Annotated in this window: 21 protein-coding genes; 12 read left to right on the top strand and 9 right to left on the bottom strand. The window is 66.4% G+C overall.

From position 1 onward, the window contains the following. Positions 1–46: 46 nt before the first annotated feature. From ACRDNQ_RS16845 to trpS, 5 genes are all read right to left on the bottom strand, one after another. Complete coding sequence (locus ACRDNQ_RS16845; RefSeq protein WP_431829876.1) at positions 47–502, bottom strand: universal stress protein; 456 nt, start codon at positions 500–502, stop codon at positions 47–49. 70 nt (positions 503–572) lie between these two features. After that, positions 573–959: a VOC family protein gene (locus tag ACRDNQ_RS16840; protein WP_431829875.1), complete on the bottom strand. Its 387-nt coding sequence runs from the start codon at positions 957–959 to the stop codon at positions 573–575. A 51-nt stretch (positions 960–1,010) separates the two neighbouring features. Then, positions 1,011–1,874 (bottom strand): branched-chain amino acid aminotransferase, encoded by an 864-nt coding sequence (locus tag ACRDNQ_RS16835; RefSeq protein ID WP_431829874.1) that lies wholly within the window; start codon positions 1,872–1,874, stop codon positions 1,011–1,013. 67 nt (positions 1,875–1,941) lie between these two features. Next, the gene (locus ACRDNQ_RS16830) at positions 1,942–2,427 is read right to left on the bottom strand and encodes a VOC family protein (RefSeq protein WP_431829873.1); all 486 of its coding nucleotides are present in this window, start codon (positions 2,425–2,427) and stop codon (positions 1,942–1,944) included. A 310-nt stretch (positions 2,428–2,737) separates the two neighbouring features. Further along, complete coding sequence (gene trpS / locus ACRDNQ_RS16825; protein WP_431829872.1) at positions 2,738–3,757, bottom strand: tryptophan--tRNA ligase; 1,020 nt, start codon at positions 3,755–3,757, stop codon at positions 2,738–2,740. A 76-nt stretch (positions 3,758–3,833) separates the two neighbouring features. Here trpS and ACRDNQ_RS16820 point away from each other — a divergent pair, with 76 nt between their 5' ends. Beyond that, on the top strand, positions 3,834–4,520 hold the full coding sequence (locus tag ACRDNQ_RS16820; RefSeq protein ID WP_431829871.1) for a rhomboid family intramembrane serine protease: 687 nt from the start codon (positions 3,834–3,836) through the stop codon (positions 4,518–4,520). On the opposite strand, the gene murJ is transcribed toward ACRDNQ_RS16820, so the two are convergent. The 3 genes from murJ to ACRDNQ_RS16805 are packed head-to-tail and all read right to left on the bottom strand — an operon-like array spanning position 4,511 to position 10,051. Then, positions 4,511–6,103: a murein biosynthesis integral membrane protein MurJ gene (gene murJ / locus ACRDNQ_RS16815; protein WP_431829870.1), complete on the bottom strand. Its 1,593-nt coding sequence runs from the start codon at positions 6,101–6,103 to the stop codon at positions 4,511–4,513. The genes ACRDNQ_RS16820 and murJ overlap by 10 nt on opposite strands. After that, complete coding sequence (locus ACRDNQ_RS16810) at positions 6,103–8,922, bottom strand: [protein-PII] uridylyltransferase (protein ID WP_431829869.1); 2,820 nt, start codon at positions 8,920–8,922, stop codon at positions 6,103–6,105. The genes murJ and ACRDNQ_RS16810 overlap by 1 nt, the downstream gene beginning before the upstream one ends. Next, complete coding sequence (locus tag ACRDNQ_RS16805) at positions 8,882–10,051, bottom strand: penicillin-binding protein activator (protein ID WP_431829868.1); 1,170 nt, start codon at positions 10,049–10,051, stop codon at positions 8,882–8,884. Before ACRDNQ_RS16805 ends, ACRDNQ_RS16810 begins: the two co-directional genes overlap by 41 nt. A gap of 91 nt (positions 10,052–10,142) precedes the next feature. Here ACRDNQ_RS16805 and rsmI point away from each other — a divergent pair, with 91 nt between their 5' ends. The 3 genes from rsmI to gshB are packed head-to-tail and all read left to right on the top strand — an operon-like array spanning position 10,143 to position 12,346. Continuing rightward, on the top strand, positions 10,143–11,000 hold the full coding sequence (gene rsmI, locus ACRDNQ_RS16800) for a 16S rRNA (cytidine(1402)-2'-O)-methyltransferase (RefSeq protein WP_431829867.1): 858 nt from the start codon (positions 10,143–10,145) through the stop codon (positions 10,998–11,000). After that, positions 10,997–11,347, top strand: a complete 351-nt coding sequence (locus tag ACRDNQ_RS16795) for a YraN family protein (protein WP_431829866.1) — start codon at positions 10,997–10,999, stop codon at positions 11,345–11,347. The genes rsmI and ACRDNQ_RS16795 overlap by 4 nt, the downstream gene beginning before the upstream one ends. Before the next feature lie 60 nt (positions 11,348–11,407). Then, positions 11,408–12,346, top strand: a complete 939-nt coding sequence (gene gshB, locus ACRDNQ_RS16790; RefSeq protein ID WP_431829865.1) for a glutathione synthase — start codon at positions 11,408–11,410, stop codon at positions 12,344–12,346. Here the strand turns inward: gshB and ACRDNQ_RS16785 are convergent. Then, on the bottom strand, positions 12,343–14,802 hold the full coding sequence (locus tag ACRDNQ_RS16785; protein ID WP_431829864.1) for a GcvT family protein: 2,460 nt from the start codon (positions 14,800–14,802) through the stop codon (positions 12,343–12,345). The two genes, gshB and ACRDNQ_RS16785, sit on opposite strands and share 4 nt — an antisense overlap. A 373-nt stretch (positions 14,803–15,175) precedes the next feature. Between ACRDNQ_RS16785 and ACRDNQ_RS16780 the strand changes: the two genes are divergently transcribed. From ACRDNQ_RS16780 to ACRDNQ_RS16745, 8 genes are all read left to right on the top strand, one after another. Further along, complete coding sequence (locus ACRDNQ_RS16780; RefSeq protein ID WP_431829863.1) at positions 15,176–16,297, top strand: ABC transporter substrate-binding protein; 1,122 nt, start codon at positions 15,176–15,178, stop codon at positions 16,295–16,297. Positions 16,298–16,364: 67 nt separating this feature from the next. After that, the gene (locus ACRDNQ_RS16775) at positions 16,365–17,309 is read left to right on the top strand and encodes an ABC transporter permease (RefSeq protein WP_431829862.1); all 945 of its coding nucleotides are present in this window, start codon (positions 16,365–16,367) and stop codon (positions 17,307–17,309) included. A gap of 10 nt (positions 17,310–17,319) precedes the next feature. Continuing rightward, a complete protein-coding gene (locus ACRDNQ_RS16770; RefSeq protein WP_431829861.1) occupies positions 17,320–18,144 on the top strand; it encodes an ABC transporter permease in 825 nt (274 codons plus the stop codon). Continuing rightward, a complete protein-coding gene (locus ACRDNQ_RS16765; RefSeq protein ID WP_431829860.1) occupies positions 18,141–19,241 on the top strand; it encodes an ABC transporter ATP-binding protein in 1,101 nt (366 codons plus the stop codon). The genes ACRDNQ_RS16770 and ACRDNQ_RS16765 overlap by 4 nt, the downstream gene beginning before the upstream one ends. A 49-nt stretch (positions 19,242–19,290) precedes the next feature. Further along, complete coding sequence (locus ACRDNQ_RS16760) at positions 19,291–20,007, top strand: TetR family transcriptional regulator C-terminal domain-containing protein (RefSeq protein WP_431829859.1); 717 nt, start codon at positions 19,291–19,293, stop codon at positions 20,005–20,007. Continuing rightward, on the top strand, positions 20,004–22,106 hold the full coding sequence (locus tag ACRDNQ_RS16755) for an oxidoreductase (RefSeq protein ID WP_431829858.1): 2,103 nt from the start codon (positions 20,004–20,006) through the stop codon (positions 22,104–22,106). Before ACRDNQ_RS16760 ends, ACRDNQ_RS16755 begins: the two co-directional genes overlap by 4 nt. After that, entirely contained in the window at positions 22,103–22,603 is a 501-nt protein-coding gene (locus ACRDNQ_RS16750) for a ferritin family protein (protein WP_431829857.1), read from the top strand. The genes ACRDNQ_RS16755 and ACRDNQ_RS16750 overlap by 4 nt, the downstream gene beginning before the upstream one ends. A 5-nt stretch (positions 22,604–22,608) precedes the next feature. Beyond that, entirely contained in the window at positions 22,609–22,902 is a 294-nt protein-coding gene (locus tag ACRDNQ_RS16745) for a hypothetical protein (protein WP_431829856.1), read from the top strand. Positions 22,903–22,940 lie beyond the last annotated feature (38 nt).

Here is a 22,940-nt window from a genome sequence, read left to right as displayed (position 1 = left end):
GTCTCGCGCCGAGATGTGTCAAGGTTTGGAACGATTCTAAACCGGTTCAGGTCACGGCTTCGAGCCGCTCCTTCGACAACTCGCCCGGCACGATGGTGATCGGAACGGGGAGGCTGCCCGCGCTTCGCGTCAGTTGCGAGACAAGCGGGCCGGGGCCGTTCTTGTCGCTGCCGGCGCCCAGAACCAGAACGCCGATCTCGGGATCCTCGCGGACCTGGGCAAGGATCTCGGGCACGGGTTCACCTTCGCGGATGATCAGTTCGGGGTTCACGTTCTGGCGATCCCGCATCCATTTGGCGAAGACTTCGAAATGGGCGACGATCCTTTCACGGGCTTCCTCGCGCATGATCTCGCCCACGCCGATCCAGTGCTGGAACTCCTCGGGCGGGATCACCGAAAGGATCTGCACGCCCCCTCCGGTGCGCGCCGCACGCATGGCTGCGAAGCGCATCGCGTTCAGGCATTCACGGCTGTCGTCAAGAACGACTAGGAACTTGCGCATGATGTTTCCTCTGCGGTCGCGCGATGATGCCGTCGGTCGGACGGCGGCGCAACGTTTCCGTGATGATCTGTCATCGCCGCGAGGGTCGCGGGACGTGCTGGTCGACGAGAATGCGGTTCCCGTCCGGGTCCTCGATGACGAAGTGCGCCGGACCGTCGCCTGCTTCAGCGTCCGAGATGATGGAAATGCCGGCCGTCTTGAGCCGCGCCTCGATCTCGCGCACGTCGTCAAAGTCCGACAGCGGCGCGGCCTCGGGCGACCATCCCGGATTGAAGGTCAGAAGGTTGCCTTCGAACATGCCCGTGAACAGGCCGATGGTGGCGTGGCCATTCCGAAGGATCAGCCAGTTCTGCGCCTCGTCCCCGCCGACCGGAGTGAAGCCGAGAGTTTCGTAGAAGGCACGCGACCGTTTGATGTCGCGGACCGAAAGGCTGATGGAAAACGCGCCAAGCTGCATCGTGCCCTCCCTGCGTGCCGAAGGCGAAGCCTAGCACGAAGAGCGCCCCTCTCAACGCTCGGAAAGCGCCCAGTCCCAGTAAAGTTCGCGCACCCGCTTGGTGATCGGGCCGGGCTGGTAATGCGTGCCGTCGAATTCGCGCACCGCAGTGACCTTCATCATGTTCCCCGACAGGAAAACCTCGTCGGCCTTGCGGAAGTCGTCGAAGGTCAGGACCGTCTCGTGCACCGCGATCCCGTCGGCGCGCAGGTTCGCGATGTGGCGCGCACGGGTGATACCGGCCAGGAAGGTGCCGTTCGCGATCGGCGTGAAGACTTCGCCGTCGACGACCATGAAGACATTGGCGCTTGCGGTTTCGGCCACGTTGCCCAGTGCGTCGGTGACCAGCGCATTGCCATAGCCCTTCGCGCGGGCCTCGGCCAGCATCCGCGCGTTGTTGGGATAAAGGCAGCCGGCCTTCGCGTTCACAACCGCATCCTCGAGAACCGGTCTGCGGAATCGCGTCGTCGTCAGTGTCGTGACGGTGGTGGGCGGCGCCATCGGGATTTCTTCAAGGCTGATCGCGAAGCCGGTCGCACCCGGTTTGGGCACGATCCCCAGATCGCCGCCTTCGATCGCCCAGTACATCGGACGGATGTAGATGGCCGCGTCCCTGGGATAGGACGCCAGACCTTCCCGCACGATGTCGACCATGTCCTTGGTCGCCACCGTCGGCGTGATCATCAGCGCCTCGGCCGAACGGTTCACCCGCGCGCAATGCGCCTCAAGGTCCGGGGCCACGCCCTCGAAGCGGCGCGCGCCGTCGAAGACCGTCGTGCCCAGCCAAGATCCGTGGTCGGCGGCACGCATGATCATCGCGTCGCCGTCGTGCCAGCGCCCGTCGAAATAGGTGCGGATGTTCGTGCCGGTCGCCATCGGCCCCTCCTCGCGCCGTCGACATTCGGCGGCGACGGTAGGCGCGGATAGGTCAGAAGTCCAGACGTTATTCCGCCTCGGCCAGCAGCCCGCGCAGGTCGAGCGGTTCGGTCACCATCGCCAGTTCCCCATCGGGCCGTCGCGGCCAGTCAGCGGGATCGCGGTCGCGGTAAAGTTCGATCCCGTTGCCGTCGGGATCGCGCAGGTAGATCGCTTCGCTCACCCCGTGGTCGGACGCCCCTTCCAGCGGTATGCCTGCCTCTACCAGCCGCTTCAGCGCGCGCGCAAGCGAGGCGCGGTCGGGGTAAAGGATCGCCGTATGAAAGAGGCCGGTGTGATGCGGTGCGGGCGGCGTGCCGCCCTTGCTTTGCCAGGTGTTGAGGCCGATGTGATGGTGATAGCCACCGGCTGACAAGAAGGCGGCCTGGGTGCCGTGTTTCTGCTGAAGCTCGAAGCCAAGCGCATCACGGTAGAAGGCGATCGCGCGGTCGAGGTTCGCAACCTTCAGATGGACGTGCCCGATTCGGGCACCTGCGGCGATGGTATAGGTCATGTGACGCTCCTTTCGCCGGAAAGGTGCGCCTTAATGACGTGCGGAAAAAGAGCCCCGGTCGCGGGGAAAGCGTGCATTTGCGCACAGTTCGGGGGATCACCCATCGAGGTGGCTGTCCGGCCGGGCCACGGTGCGCGGGAGAGCGCACCCTGCTTGGGGACGAGGCGGAAGGCCCGGCCGGCGCTGTGCAATGGCGGGGATGCCCGTTGCACCCTTGTATTGGGCCGAGTCTGAATCCCTTTTGTGACGCGACGGACCGGCAACCCGGCAGACCGGCAGACCGGCAGACCGGCGCAAGGCGCGAAGGGCCCTATCGGACGAGGCCGACGATCTCGTAGGTCCGATCGATGATCGGCGCGGCCACCCCCCGCGCGCGCTCGGCCCCGCGCGACAGGATGCGGTCGATTTCGGCGGTGTCCTTCATCAGCCGCGCCATCTCGCCCGAGATCGGCGACAGCTTGGCGACGGCAAGGTCGGCCAGCATCGGCTTGAACTCGGAAAACGGCTTGCCACCCACTTCGGCAAGGACGGTCGGCAACTCCTGCTCGCTGAGGGCGGCGTAGATGTTGACGAGGTTGCGCGCCTCGGGCCGGCCTTCAAGCGCCGCCTCGTTGTCGGGCAGGGGTTCGGGGTCGGTGCGGGCCTTGCGGATCTTCTGGGCGATGGCGTCTGCGTTGTCGGTCATGTTGATGCGGCTCATGTCCGACGGGTCGGACTTCGACATCTTCTTCGATCCGTCGCGCAGCGACATCACGCGGGTGGCCACGCCTTCGATCACCGGCTCGGTCAGCGGGAAGAAGTCGGTGCCGTAGTCGTGGTTGAACTTCGCCGCGATGTCGCGCGTCAGTTCCAGGTGCTGCTTCTGATCCTCGCCCACCGGAACATGCGTCGCGTGATAGACAAGGATGTCGGCCGCCATCAGCGCCGGATAGCCGAACAGGCCAAGCGAGGCGTTCTCGGCGTTCTTGCCGGCCTTGTCCTTCCACTGGGTCATGCGGCCCATCCAGCCCATGCGTGCCACGCAATTGAAGATCCAGCCAAGCTGCGCGTGCTCGGGGACCTGGCTTTGGTTGAACAGGATGGACCGTTCCGGGTCGATTCCGCAGGCGATGAAGGCCGCGGCCAGTTCGCGCGTGTTGTGGGCCAGCTTCGCGGGGTCCTGCCAGACGGTGATCGCGTGCAGGTCGACAAGGCAATAGATCGTCTCGTGGGTGCCGGCATCCTGCATCTCGACGAAACGCTTGAGCGCGCCAAGGTAGTTGCCCAGTGTCAGCCCGCCCGAAGGCTGGATGCCCGAAAAGACGCGCGGGGTGAACGCCGCCGTTGTCATTGCCGACTCCCATGGTGGATTTCCGTGTCTGGGTCGCTTAACGGTGGCGGGAAAGCCCGTCAAGAAAGGCCCGACGATGAGCGGTGACCACAATGCCTCGCCTTTCAATGCCGTGCCGCCCGTGGTGGTGGCGCTGGCGCTGGTCATGTTCGGGGTCGAGATCCTGTTCGAGGCCGGGGCGCGCGGGTTCATCGGCGGGCCCGAGGCGGTGGGCTGGCGGCTGAACGCGATCCGTGACCATGCCTTCTTCGGGTCGGTCTTCCGCTACATGATGGAGACCGGGCAGTTTCCTCTGTCCGAGATGGCGCGCTTCGTGACCTACCCCTTCCTGCACCTGGGCTTCACGCATCTGCTTCTGGTCCTCGTGTTCCTTCTGGCTCTGGGAAAGATGGTGGGCGAGGTCTTCGGGACCTGGGCGTTCCTTGTCGTCTTCTTCGGCGCGGCCATTATCGGGGCGCTGGTCTTCGCGCTGCTGACCAGCGCCAACACGCCGCTTCTGGGCGGCTATCCGGCCGTCTATGGCCTGATCGGCGCCTTTACCTTCATCCTGTGGGTGCGGCTGGGGCAGGCGGGGGCGCCGCAGTACCGGGCGTTCTCGCTGATCGCGATCCTGCTCTTGGTGCAGCTGGTCTTCGGGCTTCTGTTCGGATCGGGGTTGGACTGGGTGGCCGAAGTCGCCGGGTTTGTCGCGGGGTTCCTTCTGTCCTTCGTCGTCAGCCCCGGCGGCTGGCATCACGTGCGCGAGCGTCTGCGTCAGCGCTGACGGCGGATCGCCGTCCGGATTTCGGCCAGCGAGAGCGCCCCGATCAACCGCCCGATTGCGAAGTAGCTGACCGCCCCGATCAAGACCAGCGCAAGCAGCCCCAGATAGCGTTCGCGCCCGCCGTAGAGCACGGGCTGAAGCAAAAGCTGCGCCCCATAAATGATCGCCCCCATCAGAAGGGCCGCGCCCAGAATGCGCATCACCCGCCGTTTCAGCCGGTCGTCAAGCTCGGCGGCGGCGCCCATGCTCCGCGAGCCGCGCCACAGCTGGAAGACCATCGCCCAGGCCGCCAGCGTGGTGCCGATGGCCGCGGCGAGAAAGCCGATGACCGGCGCAAGACCGATGGCCAAACCCGCATTCACCACCATCGAGACGAGCGCATAGTAGAACGGGGTGCGGGTGTTTTCGCGCGCGAAGTAGAGCGGCTGAAGAACCTTCTGCAGCACGAAGGCCGGCAGGCCCAGGCCATAGACCGCAAGCGCCGCGGCAGTCGCCGCGGTGTCCTCGGCGGTGAAGGCGCCGCGCTCGAACAGGACCGAGACCAGCGCGGTCGGGATGGCCACCAGAGCAACGGCGGCGGGGATCGTCAGCATCAGCGAGATCTCGGCCGCGCGGTTGAAGGCATAGCGCCCCCCGGACGTGTCGTCGGCGCGCAGGCGGCGCGACAGGTCAGGCAAGAGCACGACCCCGATGGCAATGCCCACCACGCCAAGCGGAAGCTGGTACAGCCTGTCGGCGATGTTGAGCCAGACGATCGCGCCGTCGAAGAAGCTGGCCACCTGCCGACCGATAAGAAGGTTGATCTGCACGACCCCGCCCGCCAGTGCGGCGGGGGCCGCGATGATGGCCAGCCGCCGGAGTTCGGGCGTCAAGCGGGGCACGCCAATCTTCAGCTTGAAGCCCGCACGCGCGGCCGCCCACCACACCAGGACCAGCTGCACCAGGCCGGCAAGCGGCACCGACAGCGCGAGCGTATCGCCGACGCGCAGTCCAAGCGCGGCATCGATCGACATCCCAAGCGCGTCCCCGACCGGTCGTCCCAGGCCGGCCGCAACGATGATCGCCAGGATGAAGACGGCGTTGAGAAGCACCGGCGCCGCAGCTGCGGCCAGAAACCGTCCGCTGGCGTTAAGCACACCGGACAGAAGCGCGGTGAGCGAAATCAGCAGGATATAGGGAAATGCGACCCGACCATACTCGACGGCAAGGTCAAACCGTTCATCGCCCGCAAATCCCGACGCCATCAACAGGACAAGCGCCGGCATCAGCACGATGCCCGCAACCGTTACAATGGTAAGGATGAAGAACATGCCCGAGAAGGCGTCCTGCGCGAAGCCAAGAGGGTCTTCGTCGGCCTCGAGCTTCTTCGAGAACATGGGGACGAACGCCATGTTGAAGGCGCCTTCGGCAAAAAGCCGTCGGAACATGTTCGGAAGGGCGAAGGCGACAACGAAGGCCTCGGCAACCGGACCCGATCCCAGATAGGCGGCGATCAGGATATCCCGGACGAAGCCCAGGACGCGGCTCAGAAGCGTCCAGACCCCGACCGTCAGGATGCCTGCCACAAGGCGGATGGGCTGCATCAGGCCCGTGCCCGTTCACTGCCGCGCGCGATCGCCTCTCTCAGCTTGCGCTCGAGTTGCTTCTGGCGCGGCACGGCATGGAATTTCAGGCCGAACATGTCCTTGACGTAGAAGGTGTCGACCACCTGTTCGCCATAGGTCGCGATCACCGCCGAGGCGATATAGACGTTCGCGTCGGCCAGCGTCTTGGTCAGGTCGTAAAGCAGGCCGGGCCGGTCGCGGGTATCGACCTCGATGATCGTGTAGATCTCGGACCCGTCGTTGTCGAAGGTGATCGAGGTGTTCACGGTAAAGGCGCGTTCCCGCTTCTTCATCTTGTCGCGACCCACAAGCGCCTTCGAGGCGATGACCTCGCCCTTCAGCGTGCGCCCGATCATCGTCTTGAGCCGCTCGTGGCGCGACGCCTCGAACGGGTGTCCGTCGGCGTCCTGCACCCAGAACACCGCCGTGGCCCAGCCGTCCTTCGACGTATAGGTGCGTGCGTCGACCACGTTGGCCCCAGCCAGGGCCAGCGCGCCCGCAAGGCGCGAAAAGATGCCGGGGTGGTCGGCCAGGGCAAAGCAGATGCGCGTGGCGTCCCGGTCCTGGTCAAGCAGAAGGTCGATCCGAACCTCGTCGTTGCCGATGTCGCGCAGAAGGCGGGCGAAGACCACGTGGGCCTCGCCGGGCATGCCCTGCCAGTAGGGGCCGTAATGGCGGGCCACCTCGGCCCGCAGTTCTTTCGCTGGCCATTCGGCCAGCGCTTCGCGCAACTCGCGCTTGGCCTCGTCCTCGCGCGTTTCGCGGTTGACGGCCTCCAGGCCGGTATCAAGCGCGTTCCACGTCTGGCGGTAAAGCGTGCGCAGAAGCTGGGCTTTCCAGTTGTTCCAGACGCCGGGGCCAACGCCGCGGATGTCGCAGACCGTCAACACCGTCAGCAGGTCCAGTCGCTTGGTCGTCCGCACCGCCTTGGCGAAGTCGCGCACGGTGCGCGGGTCGGCGATGTCACGCTTCTGCGCCATGTCCGACATCAGGAGGTGATAGCGCACAAGCCACTCGACCGTCTCGGCTTCGTCCTTCTTCAGGCCAAGCCGCGGGGCGACCTTGCGCGCGATGCGCGCGCCCACGACCGAATGATCCTCGGTCCGGCCCTTGCCGATGTCGTGAAGCAGAAGCGCGACGTAAAGCACCCGCCGGTTCACATCGTTCTGCAGGATGCGGCTGGCCACCGGCAGTTCCTCGACCAGTTCGCCCCGCTCGATCTGCGCCAGCGTCTTGATGCATTGGATGATGTGCTCGTCCACCGTGTAGTGGTGGTACATGTTGAACTGCATCATCGCGACGATCGGCGCGAATTCGGGCAGAAAGGCCGCCAGCACGCCAAGCTCGTTCATCCGGCGCAGCGCCCGCTCGGGGTTACCGTGCTTCAGCATCAGGTCAAGGAAGATGCGGTTCGCTTCGGGCGTGGCGCGCATCTCGTCGTCGATCATGTCGAGATTTGCCGAGATCAGGCGCATGGCGTCGGGGTGGATCAGGTAGCCGGTGCGCAGCGCTTCTTCGAAGATCGCAAGCAGGTTCAGCTTGTCGGCCAGGAACGCGCGCTCGTCCTCGATCGCAAGGCGGTTGTGAACGATCTTGTAGCCGGCCTTGACCTGCTTCTTGCGGCGGAAGAACCCGACAAGGCTGGGGGCTTTCTTGGCGTGCTTGGCCTCAAGCGCGGTCAGGAAGATCCGGGTCAATTCGCCCACCTGCGTGGCGTGGCGGAAATAGTCCTGCATGAAATACTCGACGGCGCGGCGCCCGCCGCGGTCGCGATAGCCCATGCGCTCGGCCACAGCGACCTGAAGGTCGAAGGTCAACTGCTCGACCGCCCGGTCCGAGATCAGATGCAAGTGGCAGCGCACCGCCATGAGGAAGGTCTCGGCCGCGATGAAGCGGTCGTATTCGCCCTGCGTGAGCATGCCCTTGGTGACAAGGTCAGAGGAATCGGTGACGCGATAGACGTATTTCGCGATCCAGAACAGCGTCTGAAGATCGCGCAGCCCCCCCTTGCCCTCCTTCACGTTGGGCTCGACCACATAGCGCTGGCCGCCCTGCTTTTCGTGGCGTTCGAGGCGCTCCTGAAGCTTGGCTTCGATGAAGTCCGAGCCGGTGCCCTTGAAGACGTCCGACCACAGCCGCTTGCGCAACTCGTCGAAAAGCGCGGCATCGCCTTCCAGATAGCGCGTTTCCAGAAGCGAGGTGCGGATCGTGTAATCCTCGCGCGCCAGCCGCAGACAGTCCTTCACCGTGCGGCTTGAGTGGCCGACCTTCAGATGCAGGTCCCACAGGATGTAGAGCATCGATTCGATGACGCTCTCGGCCCAGGCAGTGATCTTGTAGGGCGTGAGGAACAGCAGATCGACATCCGAGAACGGTGCCATCTGCGCGCGTCCGTAGCCGCCAAGGGCGACAAGGGCGATGCGCTGGGATTGGGTCGGGTTGGTCACCGGGTGAAGATGCCGGCACGCCGTTTCGAAGACCGTCCTCACGATGCAGTCGGTCAGATAGCAATAGGCCGACGCCGCCTCGCGCGAGGCCAGCGGACGCAGCCGGAAGGCCTCGGCGATGGTTTCGCGGCCTTCGGCCAGCGCGGCCTTGAGGACCCGGACCGCCCCGACGCGGATCTTCGGGTGGTCGCCGCCCGAGGCGTCGACGGCTTCCGCGATGGCGGCGTTCACCGCATCCGCGTCGAAGATGCGCTTTGCGTCGGCGATGAGGTTGGCAGGTGTCCCTGCGGCGCTGTGGGAGGCGGGCGGCTCAGAAGCCGGCGCCGCCAAAGCTTCTCGGGGCGGGGTCAATCACGATCACCTGGTTGTTCTGCACCTGCGCCACGGCCAGGCCGCGCTCGTTCGTGCCCGTCGTCGTCAGTCGGAAGATGCCGTTGGCGCCGACGAAGCCGCCCGGGCGGGTCAGCGCGCTTGCGGTCAGCGCGTCGGACTGGCCGGTGGCGATCAGCGCGCCGATCGCCGCGATCCCGTCATAGGCAAGGGCCGCCAGCGGATGCGGCGGCGCGCCGTAGGCCGCCGCATAGCGGGCCTGGAACTGCGCCGCTGTCGCGGGATCGGGAAGGGCGAACCAGCCGCCCTGAAGCCCGGTCAGCGACAGGGCGCTCGACGGGATGTCGAACCGCTGAAGGCCGATGTACTGCACCTCGGCCGGGTTCACGCCGTTCTCGGGCAGAAGGTCCGCCAGGAAGGGCAGCGCGCCTGCGGTGCCCGAGGTCAGGAAGACCGATGTCGCGTTCGACAGGTCGACCTGGCTTGCGATGCCCGGGATGGCGTTGATCACGCCCTGCTGTGACAGGTCGAACGACGCGGTGCCCGCCAGCCGTGCGCCCGAGGCAAGGATTGCCCCTTGGATGGCGTCGCGGCCCAGGGTTTCGGCGGTGTCGCGGCCATGGACGATGAAGATGTCTCCCTTGCCCTGCGCATTGGCATAACGCACCAGCCGCTCGGCCGTGTTCCCGAAGGTCTGGCCCAGGACGAAGACGTTCCCACCCGCGATGGCGGGGTTGTTCGAGAGCGACAGCACGTTGATCCCGCGCGACGCCACGGCGACGCCGGCGGCGTTCGCGGCTTCGGCGAAGACAGGTCCAAGGATGATCTTGGCACCGTCGTTCACGGCCTGCTGCGCCACTTGTGCGGCCAGCGCGGGGCTTCCGCCCGTGTCATAGACGCGCAGGTCGATCTCGGCCCCCTGCAGGTCGCCGACGGCAAGCCGCGCGGCGTTCTCGATGCTGGCCGCAAGTGTGCCGCCGCTGTCCCCGCCGCTGGCCGGGACCAGCAGCGCGACCGTCACCGGCGCGCGCGTGTTGATCGAGGGGCCGCCACCGACGCTTGCCGTCTCGCAGGCAGCAAGCGCGATAACCCCCAGAACGGCGGCGGTGCGGATGGTGACCTTGCGAAGAGCGTTCAAAAGCGCGACCATGGCAACTGTCTTTCTCTTGAGGCGGTATCGACCGCGACCCTATGCGCAACCGCCCGCCATGTAAATCTCGCCGCCCGGGCAATCGCCCCCGATGAGCGTCCAGCCGACGCCGCTTCCGCCGGGACTTTTCATCGTCTCGACGCCGATCGGATCGGCGCGCGACATCACCTTGCGCGCGCTTGATATTCTGGCCTCTGCCGACGTCCTTGCGGCCGAAGACACGCGCAGCCTGCGGCATCTCATGGCGATCCACGGGGTCGCTGCCGGCGGGCGTCCGGTGATCTCGTACCACGATCACAACGGCGCCGAGGTGCGCCCCCGTCTGCTTGCGCTGCTGGGTGCGGGAAAGTCGGTCGCCTATGCCTCGGAAGCGGGGACGCCGCTTGTGGCCGATCCCGGCTTCGCGCTGGTGCGCGCGGCGCGGGCGGCGGGCCATCCGGTCACGGCGGCACCCGGGCCCTCGGCGGCGATCACCGCGCTGTCGATCGCCGGTCTGCCGACCGATCGTTTCCTTTTCGCCGGCTTCCCCCCCACCACCGAGGTCGCGCGGCGCAAGTTCCTGGAAGAACTCGCCCCGGTTCAGGCGACATTGGTGCTTTACGAAAGCCCCAAGCGCCTTGACCGGCTGCTTTCCTCTTGCCGCGAGGTCATGGGCGACGCGCGCGAAGTCGCGGTCTGCCGCGAGTTGACCAAGAAGTTCGAAGAGGTTCGCCGCGCGCCCCTGGGCGAGGTCGACGCCGCGCTGGCCGACATGCCGCGCAAGGGTGAATTCGTGGTGCTGATCGACCGCGGATCGGAGGCCGCCAGCGCGGCCGATCTGGACGACGCATTGCGCGAAGCCATGCGCACCGCCAGCGTCAAGGACGCCGCGCGGCAGGTGGCCGAGGCGCTGAACCTGCCCCGGCGCGAGGTCTATCAGGCCGCGCTGGCGCTGGCGAAGGGCGAATGAGCGGGGCGCGCTCCTATCACGCCGGTCTTGCGGCCGAAGACATCGTGCTGCGCGCCTATGAGGCCGCGGGCCACCGCCTGCGCGCGCGGCGCTGGCGCGGCAAGGCCGGCGAGATCGACCTGATCCTCGATGGTAACGAGGGGCTTGTCATCGTCGAGGTGAAGGCCGCCGCCACGATTGATGCCGCGCTTCAAAGCCTCTCGCATCGCCAGCTTGCCCGGATCGCCCGCGCGGCCGAGGAATTTCTGGCAATGCCCGACGTGCCCCCGCTCGTGGCGATGCGCATCGACCTGGCTGCGGTTGACGGGCAGGGCCGGGTCGAGATCGTGCCCAACATCACCGCCTGAGCCATTGCGCCCCCTTCAAGGCTGATCCATGTAGTGGGTCAAGCCAACAGAGGGACGGTGATGAGCCTCAAGGTCGCCTTTCAGATGGACCCGATCCAGAACGTCAACATCGACGCCGACAGCTCGTTCCGGCTCGCGGAAGAGGCGCAGGCGCGCGGGCATTCGCTGTTCTTCTACACGCCTGAACACCTTGCCTTCGAAGAGGGCCGGGTGGCCGCGCGCGGGCACGACATGGTGGTGCGGCGCGAGCGCGGCAATCACGTCACCCTGGGCCAGCGGCGCCATGCCGACCTTGCCGAGTTCGACGTGGTCTGGCTGCGGCAGGACCCGCCGTTCGACATGGGCTACATCACCACGACGCACCTTCTGGACCACGTCCACCCGCGCACGCTGGTGGTGAACGATCCGTTCTGGGTGCGAAACTGTCCCGAGAAACTTCTGGTGCTGAGCTTCCCCGACCTTATACCGCCCACGACCATCGCCCGCGATCTTGAGACGCTGCGCGACTTCAAGCACGCGCATGGCGACATCATCCTGAAGCCGCTTTACGGCAACGGTGGCGCGGGGGTGTTCCGGCTTGATCCCAACGACCGGAACCTCGCTAGCCTGCACGAGCTTTTCACCGGCATGAGCCGCGAGCCGCTCATCGCGCAGAAGTTCATCCCCGACGTCGCGAACGGGGACAAGCGCATCATCCTGGTCAACGGTGACCCCGTTGGCGCGATCAACCGCGTGCCGGCAGCCGGCGAGACGCGGTCCAACATGCATGTCGGCGGCCGGCCCGAGAAATCCGGCCTGACCGATCGCGACCGCGAGATCTGCGCCCGCATCGGGCCGACCCTGCGCGAGAAGGGGCAGGTCTTCGTCGGCATCGACGTGATCGGCCACTACCTGACCGAGATCAACGTGACTTCGCCCACCGGCATCCAGGAGCTTGAACGCTTCGAAGGACGCAACATCGCCGCCCTGGTGTGGGAAGCGATCGAGGCCAAGCTCTAGCTTCGGACCTTCGTCAGGTCCGGGTCGTAAAGTGGCCTGAGCGAGGCCGTCGCCTCGTATCGATGTCCCGCGATCTCGATCCGCCAGGGGCCCTCGGCCACGATCTCGGCCGTCAGCGGGCGGTCGAGCTCGGCGAACCCCAGGCCAACCGCGCCGCCAAGGCTGTGCCCGTAGCCGCCGACCTGAAGATAGCCGACCTGCGCGTCGCCCAGATAGATCGGCTCGAGCCCGTGCAGAAGCGGCTCGGGGTCCTTCAGAAGGAACTGCAGCATCCGGTTATGCGGCGTGCCCCTGGCCTTGATCGCTGCCAGGGCATCGCGCCCGATGAAGCCGCCGGGCTTGTCAAGCTTCACGGCAAAGCCAAGGCCCGCCTCGATCGGGTTGTCGGTGTTGTCGACGTCGAGGCCGAAGTCGCGATAGGCCTTCTCGAGGCGCAGCGAGTTCAACGTCTGCATTCCCGCGGGCCTGAGGCCCAGGTCGCGCCCGGCCTCGACGATAAGGTCATAGACCTGAACCGCCTGCGTCGCGGGGACGTGAAGCTCCCATCCCAGTTCGCCCACGAAGGTGACGCGCATGGCCAGCACGTTGGCATAGCCCACGTCGATTTCGCGCGCGGTCATGTAGGGGAACCCCGCGTTCGTCAGGTCCGCGCCCGAGATGCGTTGAAGAAGGTCGCGCGATTTCGGCCCGTGCACGTTGATCTGGGCGCGGCCGTCCGTCACATCGGTGACGGTCACGAACTCGTCGGGGCCGATGGCGCGGCGCAGGCGCATCTCGGTGTGCCCGCGCGAGTTCTCGCCCACGACGACAAGGAACCGGTCAATGGCCAGGCGCGTCACCGTCAGATCGGCCTCGAACCCGCCGGCCTCGTTGGTCCAGGCGGTATAGACTACGCGGCCCGGCGGCACGTCGATCAGGTTGCAGCTCAGCCGGTCGAGCATGGCGCAGGCGTCGCGGCCCTGAACGAGGAAGCAGGCCATGGCCGACATGTCCATGACGATCACGTCCTCGCGCGCCGCGCGGTGTTCCTCGGCATGCCAGTCCCACCAGTTCTGCCGGAACCAGCTGTAGCGCGCGACCTTCGCCTCTTCGGGCGAGGGTGCGAACCAGTCGGCCAGTTCCCAGCCGTGGCTTTCCGAGAAATGCGCGCCTGCCGCCGCCAGCCGGTCGTGCAGGACCGACCGTCGCAGGTCCCGCGCGGTGGTGAAGGATTCGTTGGGGAAGTGCTGGCCGAACATCCGGCCCAGAAGTTCGGGCGTGCGGTCGCGGCGGAAGGCGGGCGTCGCTTCGCTTTTCGTGAAGCGGTTGACGTTGATCCCGGTGACGTCACAGGGCGGGAGTCCGTCGACGATCCAGTGCGCCAGGACCATGCCTGTTCCCGCGCCGTTCAGGATGCCCAGCGAGTTCATGCCGCAGGCGACCCAGCAGTTGCGCAGCTCGGGCGTGGGGCCGACAAGGGGGGCCAGATCGGGCGTGAAGCTTTCGGGGCCGCAGAACAGCTTGCGGACGCCGTACTTCATCGTCTCGGGAACGCGGGAATAGGCCTTTTCAAGGTGCGGGCCGACCCGGTCCCAGTCCGGCTCGATCTCGCCGAACTGGAACCCGTCGGGGATACCGCCCAGCATCCAGCTTGCCGCGCCGGGCTCGAAGAGGCCCAGCATCAGGCCGCCGACCTCTTCCCGGTAATAGGTATAGGTCGAAGGGTCCTCGAGCACGGGCAGGTCGCGCGGCAACCCCGGGATCGACTCGGTGATCAGGTAATAGTGTTCGGCCGCCTGAAGCGGAAGCGTGAGCCCGGCCTTCTCGCCCAGCTGGCGCGACCACATCCCGCCGCAGATCACCACGTTTTCGGCGTGGATCGTACGGCCGTCCTCGGTGCGCACGCCGGTGGCGGTGCCGTCGCGTGACAGAATTTCGGTCACGCGGGTGCCTTCGAAGATGCGCGCGCCGCCCATGCGCGCGCCCCGGGCCAGCGACATCGTGACGTCGACGGGGTTCACACGGCCATCCTCGGGGATCAGGAAGGCGGCCTTCGCGTCGCCAAGGTCGGCGATCGGGAACAGCTCCTGCGCCTGCCGAAGCGAGATCTCGTGGTTGTCGATGCCGAATCGCCGCATGAAGGCGGACACGCGCCGCATCTCGTGCACGCGCTCGTCATTGGTGGCGAGTTGCAGATAGCCCACGGCGCGGAAGCCCGTGGGCAGGCCGGTTTCCTCTTCGAGTCGGGCATACAGATCGCGGCCGTGCGTGTAGATCGCGCATTCCGCCTCGGATTTCAGCAATCCCGCGACGACAAGCCCGGCCGCGTGCCAGGTCGTGCCCGACGTCAGGCGTCCCTGTTCCAGCACGACGACGTCGCGATGCCCAAGCTTCGTCAGATGGTAGGCGGTGTTGCAGCCGATGGAGCCGCCGCCGACGATCACCGTCTGCGCGTGGCTGGGAAGGTCGTTGGACATCCGCGTGCCTCCTTGGGCTTTTCAGGCGATCCTGCAGTCTCGCTAGCAGCCGGCGGGCCACGTTGCAATTGATTGAACGGGCATTCAGTCGATTTCCGGCCGTGCCCGGGCCCGGGGGCGCGCCACGTCCTTCTTGCGTGGGCTTTCCCTTGGTTGTCGCCACGATGCGCCATGCGCGTCAAATCGCTTGACTCAGTGCAAGGATGCCCGTCACGATTGAATGAGTATTCAGAGAGAGGATGGACGGGTCTGGAGGGAATGGGCGGGCTTCCGCACCCTGTCGCGGCGGTTCGGTCCGATGCTGTCGAGGCCATGATCATCCCGAAAACGGGCCGCGTGGGGCGGACTCGATCAACAGGGGAGACGGCACTTCATGGATGTACTCGATCAACTCGGCGCGATGCGCGAAGGCAAGCTCAGCCGTCGCGCCTTCACCAAGTCGCTCATGGCGGCAGGACTTGCGGTGACCTCGGTGCCGCTTCTGCCGCGGCGCGCGCAGGCAAGCGCGTCCGACGCCACCTACTTCACCTGGGGCGGATACGACATTCCCGAGCTTTTCGTGCCCTATCAGGCAAAGCATGGCACCCTGCCCAACTTCGCGATCTTCGGCGGCTCGGAAGAGGCGCTGACCAAGATGCGGGGTGGGTTCGTCGTGGACGTGTCGCACCCCTGCAACCTGTCGATGCCGCGCTGGGTGCAGACCGGGCTTTTCCAGTCGATCGACCCGTCGCGTCTGTCGAACTGGCCCGATGTCATGCCTGAACTCGTCAACCTGGCCGGCAACGACGCGGGCAGTGGCGCGATCTGGATGGCGCCCTTCGACTGGGGACAGACCTCGGTCACGTATCGCACCGATCTCTTCGAGCTCGAGGGCGAGGAAAGCTGGGACATGCTCTGGGATCAGCGCTATGCCGGCCGGCTTGGCTCGCTTGCCGCCGGGGCGGATGCCTGGTGGTGCGGCGCCATCAAGGCGGGCGTCGATTTCGCCAACATCGACAGCGACGAGGCCTTCGACACGATCGCGGCGGCGATGCGCGAGCAGCGCCCGCTGATCCGTGTCTATACCGACGATACGACCACGCTCGAGCAGGCCCTGGCCTCGGGCGAGCTTGTCGCGGCGATGACCTGGAACAGCTCGGCGACCCTGCTGCGGTCCGAAGGCGTCCCGGTCCAGTTCGCCAAGCCCAAGGAAGGGGCGCTGACCTGGGTCTGCGGCCTGATGATCCACAAGGACGCGCCGAACCTCGATTATGCCTATGACATCATCGACTCGCTGCTCAGCGTCGAGTCCGGCAAGTTCATGATCAACGACTATGGCTACGGCCATTCGAACGCCAAGGCGTTCGAGGCCTTCGATGCCGAGACGCTTGCCGGCCTTGGTCTCAGCACGAACCCGATCGAGATCCTCGAGGCGGGCCACTTCCAGGTCCCGCAGTCGCAGGAATGGGAAACCCGGATGAACGACACGTTCGAACAGATCAAGGCCGGGTTCTGACCGATCCAGACGGTGTCCGCACGGCCTTCGGGCGGCGGACACCGGACATTCCTGACACCGGGACACCATGACCGACACGCTTCCGTCCGACCTCGCCGCCGAGACGCGGACACTACGCAGCCCCGGGCGCCGTGCGGGGCGTCTTTCCGGCCTGCTTTACCGGCACGAGGCGTTGCGCGGCTATCTGCTGATGTCGCCGACCCTACTGATCCTGACGGCGGGCATCGTGATCCCCTTCGTCATTCTCGTGGTTCTCAGCCTCTGGACCCGGCAGGGCTTCGAGTTCGACACCACGCTGACCCTCGACAACTACCGCCGCATCGTCGCCGAACCGATCTTCGGCACGCTCCTCAGCCGGTCGCTCTGGATTTCGGCGATGGCCACGGCGGCCACGGTCCTGTTGTGCTATCCGATGGCCTATTTCGTGGCCTTCCATGTGCATCGCAACAAGATGCTCTGGCTCATCCTGATCACGCTGCCGTTCTGGACCAGCTATCTTCTGCGCGTTTTCGCATGGAAGGTGATCCTGGGCTACGAAGGCGTCATCAACTCGGCGCTGATGTCGCTGGGCTGGATCGAGGCGCCTCTCGAGTTCCTGCTCTACAGTCAGGAGGCGGTCATCATCACGCTGGCCCATGCCTGGGCGGCCTTCGCGATCCTGCCGCTTTACGTCTCGCTCGAGAAGATCGACAAATCGCTGCTCGAGGCCGCGACCGATCTGGGCGATGGACCGATGGCGCGGTTCTTCCGGGTCACGCTGCCGCTGTCGATGCCGGGCGTGATCGCGGCCTCGTTCCTGATCTTCATCCCGACCACAGGCGACTACATCACCCCGGCGCTTCTGGGCGGACCCGATGGCCTGATGATCGGCAACTTCATCCAGGTCCAGTTCGGGCCGGTGAACAACTGGCCGATGGGCGCTGCGCTTTCGATCGTGCTGATGCTCTGGATTTCGGCCATCGCGGTGGCGTTCCTGTTCGTCACCCGCAAGGCGCAGGAGCGGCTGGCATGAAGGACCGGGCATGAGTGACGGGTCCTACCTCCGGCAGCCGAACCGTCCGCTTCAGGTCTATGCGGCGGTGTTCCTTGTGGTGCTCTACCTGCCGGTGCTGTTCATCCCGATGTTCAGCCTGAACGATTCGATCTACGTGCGCTTCCCGCTCGAGGGGTTCACGTTTCGGTGGTACGCGGAACTCTGGACCCGCGAGCCGGTCTGGAACGCGATGTGGAACAGCATTCGCGTGGGGGTCTCGGTCGCGGTGGTGTCGACCATCCTTGGCGTCGTCGCCGCGCGCGCCATCACGCGGTACCGTATCCCCGGGAAGAGTGCGCTGGTGACGTTCATCATGATGCCGCTCGTCATTCCCGGCATCATCTTCGGGGTGGCGCTTCTGGTGCTGCTCAGCCGGCTTGGCGTGCCGCTGTCGCTTTACACCGTCACGCTGGGGCATCTGATCGTCTGCCTTCCCTTCTCGGTTGCCACGCTTCTGCCCCGCTTCGACGGCTTCGACCCCTCGCTGGAAGAGGCCTCGGCCGACCTGGGCGAAAACGGCTGGTGGACCTTCTGGCGCGTGACCTTCCCAATGGTCTTCCCCGGGATCGTGGCCAGCCTGCTTCTGACCTTCACCATCTCCTTCGACGAGTTCATCATGGCCTTCTTCCTGTCCGGAACCGATCCGACCCTGCCGATGTACATCTGGGGTCAGCTGCGCTTCCCGCAGGAGTTTCCTTCGGTTCTGGCGATGGCCTCGCTCATCCTGTTCTTCTCGGTGCCGCTGATCTTCATCGCGCAGTGGGTCGGGCGGATGGGCGTCTCCGACGGATTGGGCGAAGGGAAAAGCGAATGAGCGCGGACGCCGACTTCATCTCGATCCGGGATGTCTCGAAGATGTTCGGGTCCTTCCGCGCGATCAACAACGTGTCGATCGACATCGGGCGCGGCGAGTTCTTCTCGCTTCTCGGGGCGTCGGGCTGCGGCAAGACCACGCTTCTGCGGATGCTGGCGGGATTCGAGTTTCCCAGTTCGGGCGAAATCTTCATCGACGGCCAGCCGATGTCCGACGTGCCGCCGCACCACCGTCCCGTGAACATGGTGTTCCAGAGCTACGCGATCTTCCCGCACCTCAACGTGCGCGACAACATCGCCTACGGACTGCGCAAGCAGAAGCTGCCGCGCGCGCGCCGCGACGAGATGGTCGACGAGATGCTCGACCTCATCAAGCTTTCGGGCTACGGCCGGCGCAAGGCGAACGAGCTTTCGGGCGGCCAGCGCCAGCGCATCGCGCTGGCCCGGGCGCTGATCCTGAAACCCAAGGTGCTCTTGCTGGACGAGCCGCTGGGCGCGCTCGACAAGCAACTGCGCGAACAGATGCAGCTTGAACTGCGCGAGTTGCAGCGCAAGGTCGGCATCACCTTCGTCTTCGTCACCCACGACCAGGAAGAGGCGCTGACGCTGAGCGACCGCATCGCGGTGATGCAGGGCGGTCGCGTGCTTCAGGTCGACACGCCGACCGGTCTTTACGAGACGCCGCGCTCGCGCGCCGTGGCCAGCTTCATCGGCAGCATGAACTTCTTTCCCGGACAGGTGCGCCGGAACGGCGGCGCGTCGGTCGCGATCGACGCCGAGGGGCTGGGCCTGCTGCCCATCCCCGAGGGCCAGGAGGACCGGCCCGATGGCGCCACCGTCCAGATCGCCCTGCGACCCGAGAAACTCATCCTTTCGGCCGAACGCCCCTTGGACGGGCCGGCGGTGCAGGGGCATCTCGCGACCTCGGCCTTCCTGGGCGAGCGCAGCCACTTCTATGTCAGGATCGACAACAGGGAGGCGCCGGTGGCTGTGTCGGTGCCGAACCAGACGCGCGCGGGCGCGGACCTGCCCTCTGGCGACACACCTGTCTGGCTGAGCTGGAAGCCCGGATCGGTCATCGTCCTCGACCCGGACTGAGCCTGAAACCCGGCGGCCATCTGGCTGCCCCCGACGAACCGGATACCCCATGCCCGCCTCTGCGAAGCGGTCTGCGCGAAACGACAAGGCGACGCCCCGAACCGCCTCGAAAGAGGTTCGGCGGCGGCAACTGGTCGACGCCACGATCACCTCGATCGCCCGGCACGGGATCGGGGGCACCACCATGACCACGGTGACCGAGCTTGCCGGGCTGTCGCTTGGCATCGTCAACTTCCATTTCCAGAGCAAGCAGAAGCTGCTGGAAGAGACACTTGTCTTTCTTGCGCGCGAACATCACGACCTGTGGGAAAAGGCCTATCGCGACGCTGACCTCGGTGCCCCGGCCAAGCTTCTGGCGATCGTCGACGCGCATTTCCACCCCCGCATCTGCACCCGCAAGAAGCTGTCGGTCTGGTACGCCTTCTTCGGCGAGGCCGGACGGCGGGCGGTCTATCGCGCGCTTGTCGACGGGATGGACAGCCGCCGCATCGAGGTTTCGACCAGGCTATGCGCCCGCATCCTTGCCGAAGGCGGTTACGACGGCCCCCCGGCCCACGAGGTGGCCGGGATGCTTGAGGCGCTTTATGACGGGTTCTGGCTCAACATGCTGATGTATCCGGGAAGTTTCACCCGCGAAGGATCGCGGCGCCAGATCCACCTTTATCTTGGCACCGTCTTCCCCCGGCATTTCCATCCCGGGCCGGCAAGCCCCGCCGCGACGAATGCCCCCCGCAAAGAAAAGATCGACGAGGTGGCCGAACCATGACGAGGGACCCCCGCTACGACATCCTGTTCGAGCCCGTGAGGATCGGGCCGGTGACGGCCAAAAACCGGTTTTACCAGGTGCCGCATTGCACCGGGATGGGCTGGCTTCGACCGCGCACGCTGGCCGCCATGCGCGGGGTCAAGGCCGAAGGCGGCTGGGGCGTGGTCTGCACCGAGTATGCCTCGATTCACCCATCCTCCGACGATCTGCCCTATCCCTATGCCTCGCTCTGGGACGACAGCGACATCCGCGCGAACGCGCTGATGACCGACGCCGTCCACGCCCATGGCGCGCTGGCCGGTGTCGAGCTTTGGCATGGCGGCGCGCGGACCGCCAACCTGCTGTCGCGCATCGCGCCGATGGACGTCGACAGCTTTCCCAACCCGAACGGCCAACCCTATCAGTCCCGTGTCATGGACAAGGCCGACATCCGAAACCTGCGCCGCTGGCATCGTCTGGCCGCACTGCGGGCGCGCGACGCGGGCTTCGACATCGTCTATGTCTATGCGACGCACGACTACCTGCTGTCGCATTTCCTGTCGCCCCGGCTGAACACGCGATCGGACGAATACGGCGGATCGCTTGAAAACCGCGTCCGTCTCGTGCGCGAACTGATCGAGGAAACGAAGGACGCGGTGGGGGACCGCTGCGCCGTCGCCGTGCGCTTTGCCGCCGATGCCGAAGAGGGCGAGGACGGCGTGCCGGTCGTGGGCGAGCGGCGCGAGATGTTCGCCATGCTGGCCGACCTGCCCGACCTGTGGGACATCAACATCGCCGACTACTCGCTCGAGATGGGGGTGTCGCGCTTCGCCAAGGAGGCCGCGCTCGAGCCCTACATGGCCTGGGTCAGGTCGCAGACCTCGAAGCCCGTGGTCACGGTCGGGCGCTTCACCTCGCCCGACACGATGGCAAGCCAGGTGCGGCGCGGGGTCACCGACCTGATCGGGGCGGCCCGCCCGTCTATTGCCGACCCGTTCCTTCCGAAGAAGATCGAGGAGGGCAGGCTGTCGGCGATCCGCGAATGCATCGGCTGCAACATCTGCTATTCGGGCGATGCGCTGGGCGTCCCGATCCGCTGCACGCAGAACCCCACCATGGGCGAGGAATGGCGCCGCGGCTGGCACCCCGAGGCGATCGCCGCGAAAGGCTCGGACGCGCGCATCCTTGTGGTGGGCGCGGGTCCGGCCGGACTCGAGGCGGCGCGCGCGTTGGGCGCGCGCGGCTATGAGGTGATGCTGGCCGAGGCAACCCGCGAGCTTGGTGGGCGCGTCACGCGCGAGGCCGCCCTGCCGGGCATGAGCGAATATGCCCGCGTCCGTGACTACCGGATGCAGCAGCTTCAGGAGATGCCCCATGTCGAGGTCTTCCGCGAAAGCCCGATGACCGCCGACGACGTCCTTGCCGTGGGCGCCGACCACGTGGTCCTCGCCACCGGGGCGCGCTGGCGCAAGGAACGGTTCGGGCCCGAGGGCTACGTCGCCATCGCCGAGGGCGCAGCGCTGGACCGCGTCCTGACCCCCGACGACATCATGGATGGCGCGCTTCCTGAAGGACCCACGCTGATCTACGACGAAGACGGCTATTACATGGCCGTCAGCCTGGCCGAAAAGCTGCGCGGGGCAGGGCACGCAGTGACGCTCTGCACCCCGTCGGACAGCGTGTCGGACTATGGCAGCATCACCGTCGAGGCCTGGCGCATGCGGGCCCGGCTGACGAAGCTGGGCGTCGGCATCGTGACCGCGAAGACCCTGACGTCCTTCGACGGCGCCGAAATCGCGCTCGACTGCGTCTATGGCGGCGAGACGGTCCGCATGCCGTTCGAAACGGTCGTGATGGTGACGTCGCGTCGGCCTGTCGACGGCCTCTACCGGGACCTCATGGCGCGCGCGGGGACCGACCCGCTTCCGTTTACGCTGGCCCGAATCGGCGATTGCGAAGCCCCCTCGATCATCGCCACGGCGGTGCATGCCGGCCACCGCTATGCGCGCGAACTCGACACCGTCGTCGACGAAGACCAGCCCTTCCGGCATGAACGGATCGACGTCGGCAGCGATCGGGTGGCCGATCTTGGGGCGCATATCGGGCGCGCCAAGCCATGACCGGGGCGCGGCAGGACTACTTCGACCGGCTGACGCTGGCCTACGAGGAAGAGATCGAGACCGAGGCCTATTTCGCCACCCTCGCCGAGTTGTTCGACGACCCGCACCGCCAGGACCGCCTGCGCCTTCTTGCCGAGATCGAACGGCACACAGCGCGCATCATTGCGCCCTTGCTGCGCCGGCACGGCCTTGTCCCCCGTGATGACGACAGCCTTGTGGCCCGGGGGCAGGCTCAGGCGCGGCGCGAGGCACCCGACTGGGACCGGCTGCTGGCCGGGATGTGCCGCACCTATCCGGGCTATGTCGCCTATTTCGAAAGGGTTGCGGCTGATGGCCCCGAAGCCGATCGCCCGAGGCTTGCCTGTCTCCCCGAACATGAGCGCGCGGCGCTCGAGTTCCTACACCGCGAGACCGCGGGGCATGCGGACAGCGCCGAACCCTTGCGGCGGTATCTTGACCGGCCGGTCCCCACGGATGCCCGGATGGACGGGGCCTGACGGCGATGCATCGCACCGTCCCTTTCGCCTTGGCGCTTTTGGCGGCCCCGTTCGCGGCGCAGTCCGATACCGCTGCCGACGCGGCAGGGGCGACAGAGGTCGCGGCGCCCGGGACCGAATGCCAAAGCTGCACGGCGCGACACCGGTCTCTTCAGACGCTTCAGCGCGCGCGGGCCGACAGGGTTTGCCCGGACGGGGCCACCGCGCCCTGCACCCCCGAGGCAAGCGGCCAGCCGGATCTTGACGACGATGCCGTGCTGCGCCTGCCCGATGGACAGCTTGTCGGGGGGCGCGACTGATGATGCCGCGCATCGCGGCGCGCGGACCCCGACCGGCC

Source organism: Saliniferula longa (genome assembly GCF_050789285.1).
Lineage (GTDB): Bacteria > Pseudomonadota > Alphaproteobacteria > Rhodobacterales > Rhodobacteraceae > CAVPWP01.
This window is presented reverse-complemented; position numbering and strand designations above follow the sequence as displayed.

Bases quoted from the DNA above. Each gene is read 5' to 3' on its own strand.
- ACRDNQ_RS16840 (WP_431829875.1), bottom strand. From the start codon at position 959: ATGCAGCTTGGCGCGTTTTCCATCAGCCTTTCGGTCCGCGACATCAAA.
- rsmI (WP_431829867.1), top strand. From the start codon at position 10,143: ATGAGCGTCCAGCCGACGCCGCTTCCGCCGGGACTTTTCATCGTCTCG.
- ACRDNQ_RS16760 (WP_431829859.1), top strand. From the start codon at position 19,291: ATGCCCGCCTCTGCGAAGCGGTCTGCGCGAAACGACAAGGCGACGCCC.
- gshB (WP_431829865.1), top strand. From the start codon at position 11,408: ATGAGCCTCAAGGTCGCCTTTCAGATGGACCCGATCCAGAACGTCAAC.
- ACRDNQ_RS16750 (WP_431829857.1), top strand. From the start codon at position 22,103: ATGACCGGGGCGCGGCAGGACTACTTCGACCGGCTGACGCTGGCCTAC.
- ACRDNQ_RS16780 (WP_431829863.1), top strand. From the start codon at position 15,176: ATGGATGTACTCGATCAACTCGGCGCGATGCGCGAAGGCAAGCTCAGC.
- ACRDNQ_RS16745 (WP_431829856.1), top strand. From the start codon at position 22,609: ATGCATCGCACCGTCCCTTTCGCCTTGGCGCTTTTGGCGGCCCCGTTC.
- ACRDNQ_RS16805 (WP_431829868.1), bottom strand. From the start codon at position 10,051: ATGGTCGCGCTTTTGAACGCTCTTCGCAAGGTCACCATCCGCACCGCC.
- ACRDNQ_RS16845 (WP_431829876.1), bottom strand. From the start codon at position 502: ATGCGCAAGTTCCTAGTCGTTCTTGACGACAGCCGTGAATGCCTGAAC.
- ACRDNQ_RS16830 (WP_431829873.1), bottom strand. From the start codon at position 2,427: ATGACCTATACCATCGCCGCAGGTGCCCGAATCGGGCACGTCCATCTG.
- trpS (WP_431829872.1), bottom strand. From the start codon at position 3,757: ATGACAACGGCGGCGTTCACCCCGCGCGTCTTTTCGGGCATCCAGCCT.
- murJ (WP_431829870.1), bottom strand. From the start codon at position 6,103: ATGCAGCCCATCCGCCTTGTGGCAGGCATCCTGACGGTCGGGGTCTGG.
- ACRDNQ_RS16795 (WP_431829866.1), top strand. From the start codon at position 10,997: ATGAGCGGGGCGCGCTCCTATCACGCCGGTCTTGCGGCCGAAGACATC.
- ACRDNQ_RS16820 (WP_431829871.1), top strand. From the start codon at position 3,834: ATGAGCGGTGACCACAATGCCTCGCCTTTCAATGCCGTGCCGCCCGTG.
- ACRDNQ_RS16775 (WP_431829862.1), top strand. From the start codon at position 16,365: ATGACCGACACGCTTCCGTCCGACCTCGCCGCCGAGACGCGGACACTA.
- ACRDNQ_RS16835 (WP_431829874.1), bottom strand. From the start codon at position 1,874: ATGGCGACCGGCACGAACATCCGCACCTATTTCGACGGGCGCTGGCAC.
- ACRDNQ_RS16785 (WP_431829864.1), bottom strand. From the start codon at position 14,802: ATGTCCAACGACCTTCCCAGCCACGCGCAGACGGTGATCGTCGGCGGC.
- ACRDNQ_RS16765 (WP_431829860.1), top strand. From the start codon at position 18,141: ATGAGCGCGGACGCCGACTTCATCTCGATCCGGGATGTCTCGAAGATG.
- ACRDNQ_RS16770 (WP_431829861.1), top strand. From the start codon at position 17,320: ATGAGTGACGGGTCCTACCTCCGGCAGCCGAACCGTCCGCTTCAGGTC.
- ACRDNQ_RS16755 (WP_431829858.1), top strand. From the start codon at position 20,004: ATGACGAGGGACCCCCGCTACGACATCCTGTTCGAGCCCGTGAGGATC.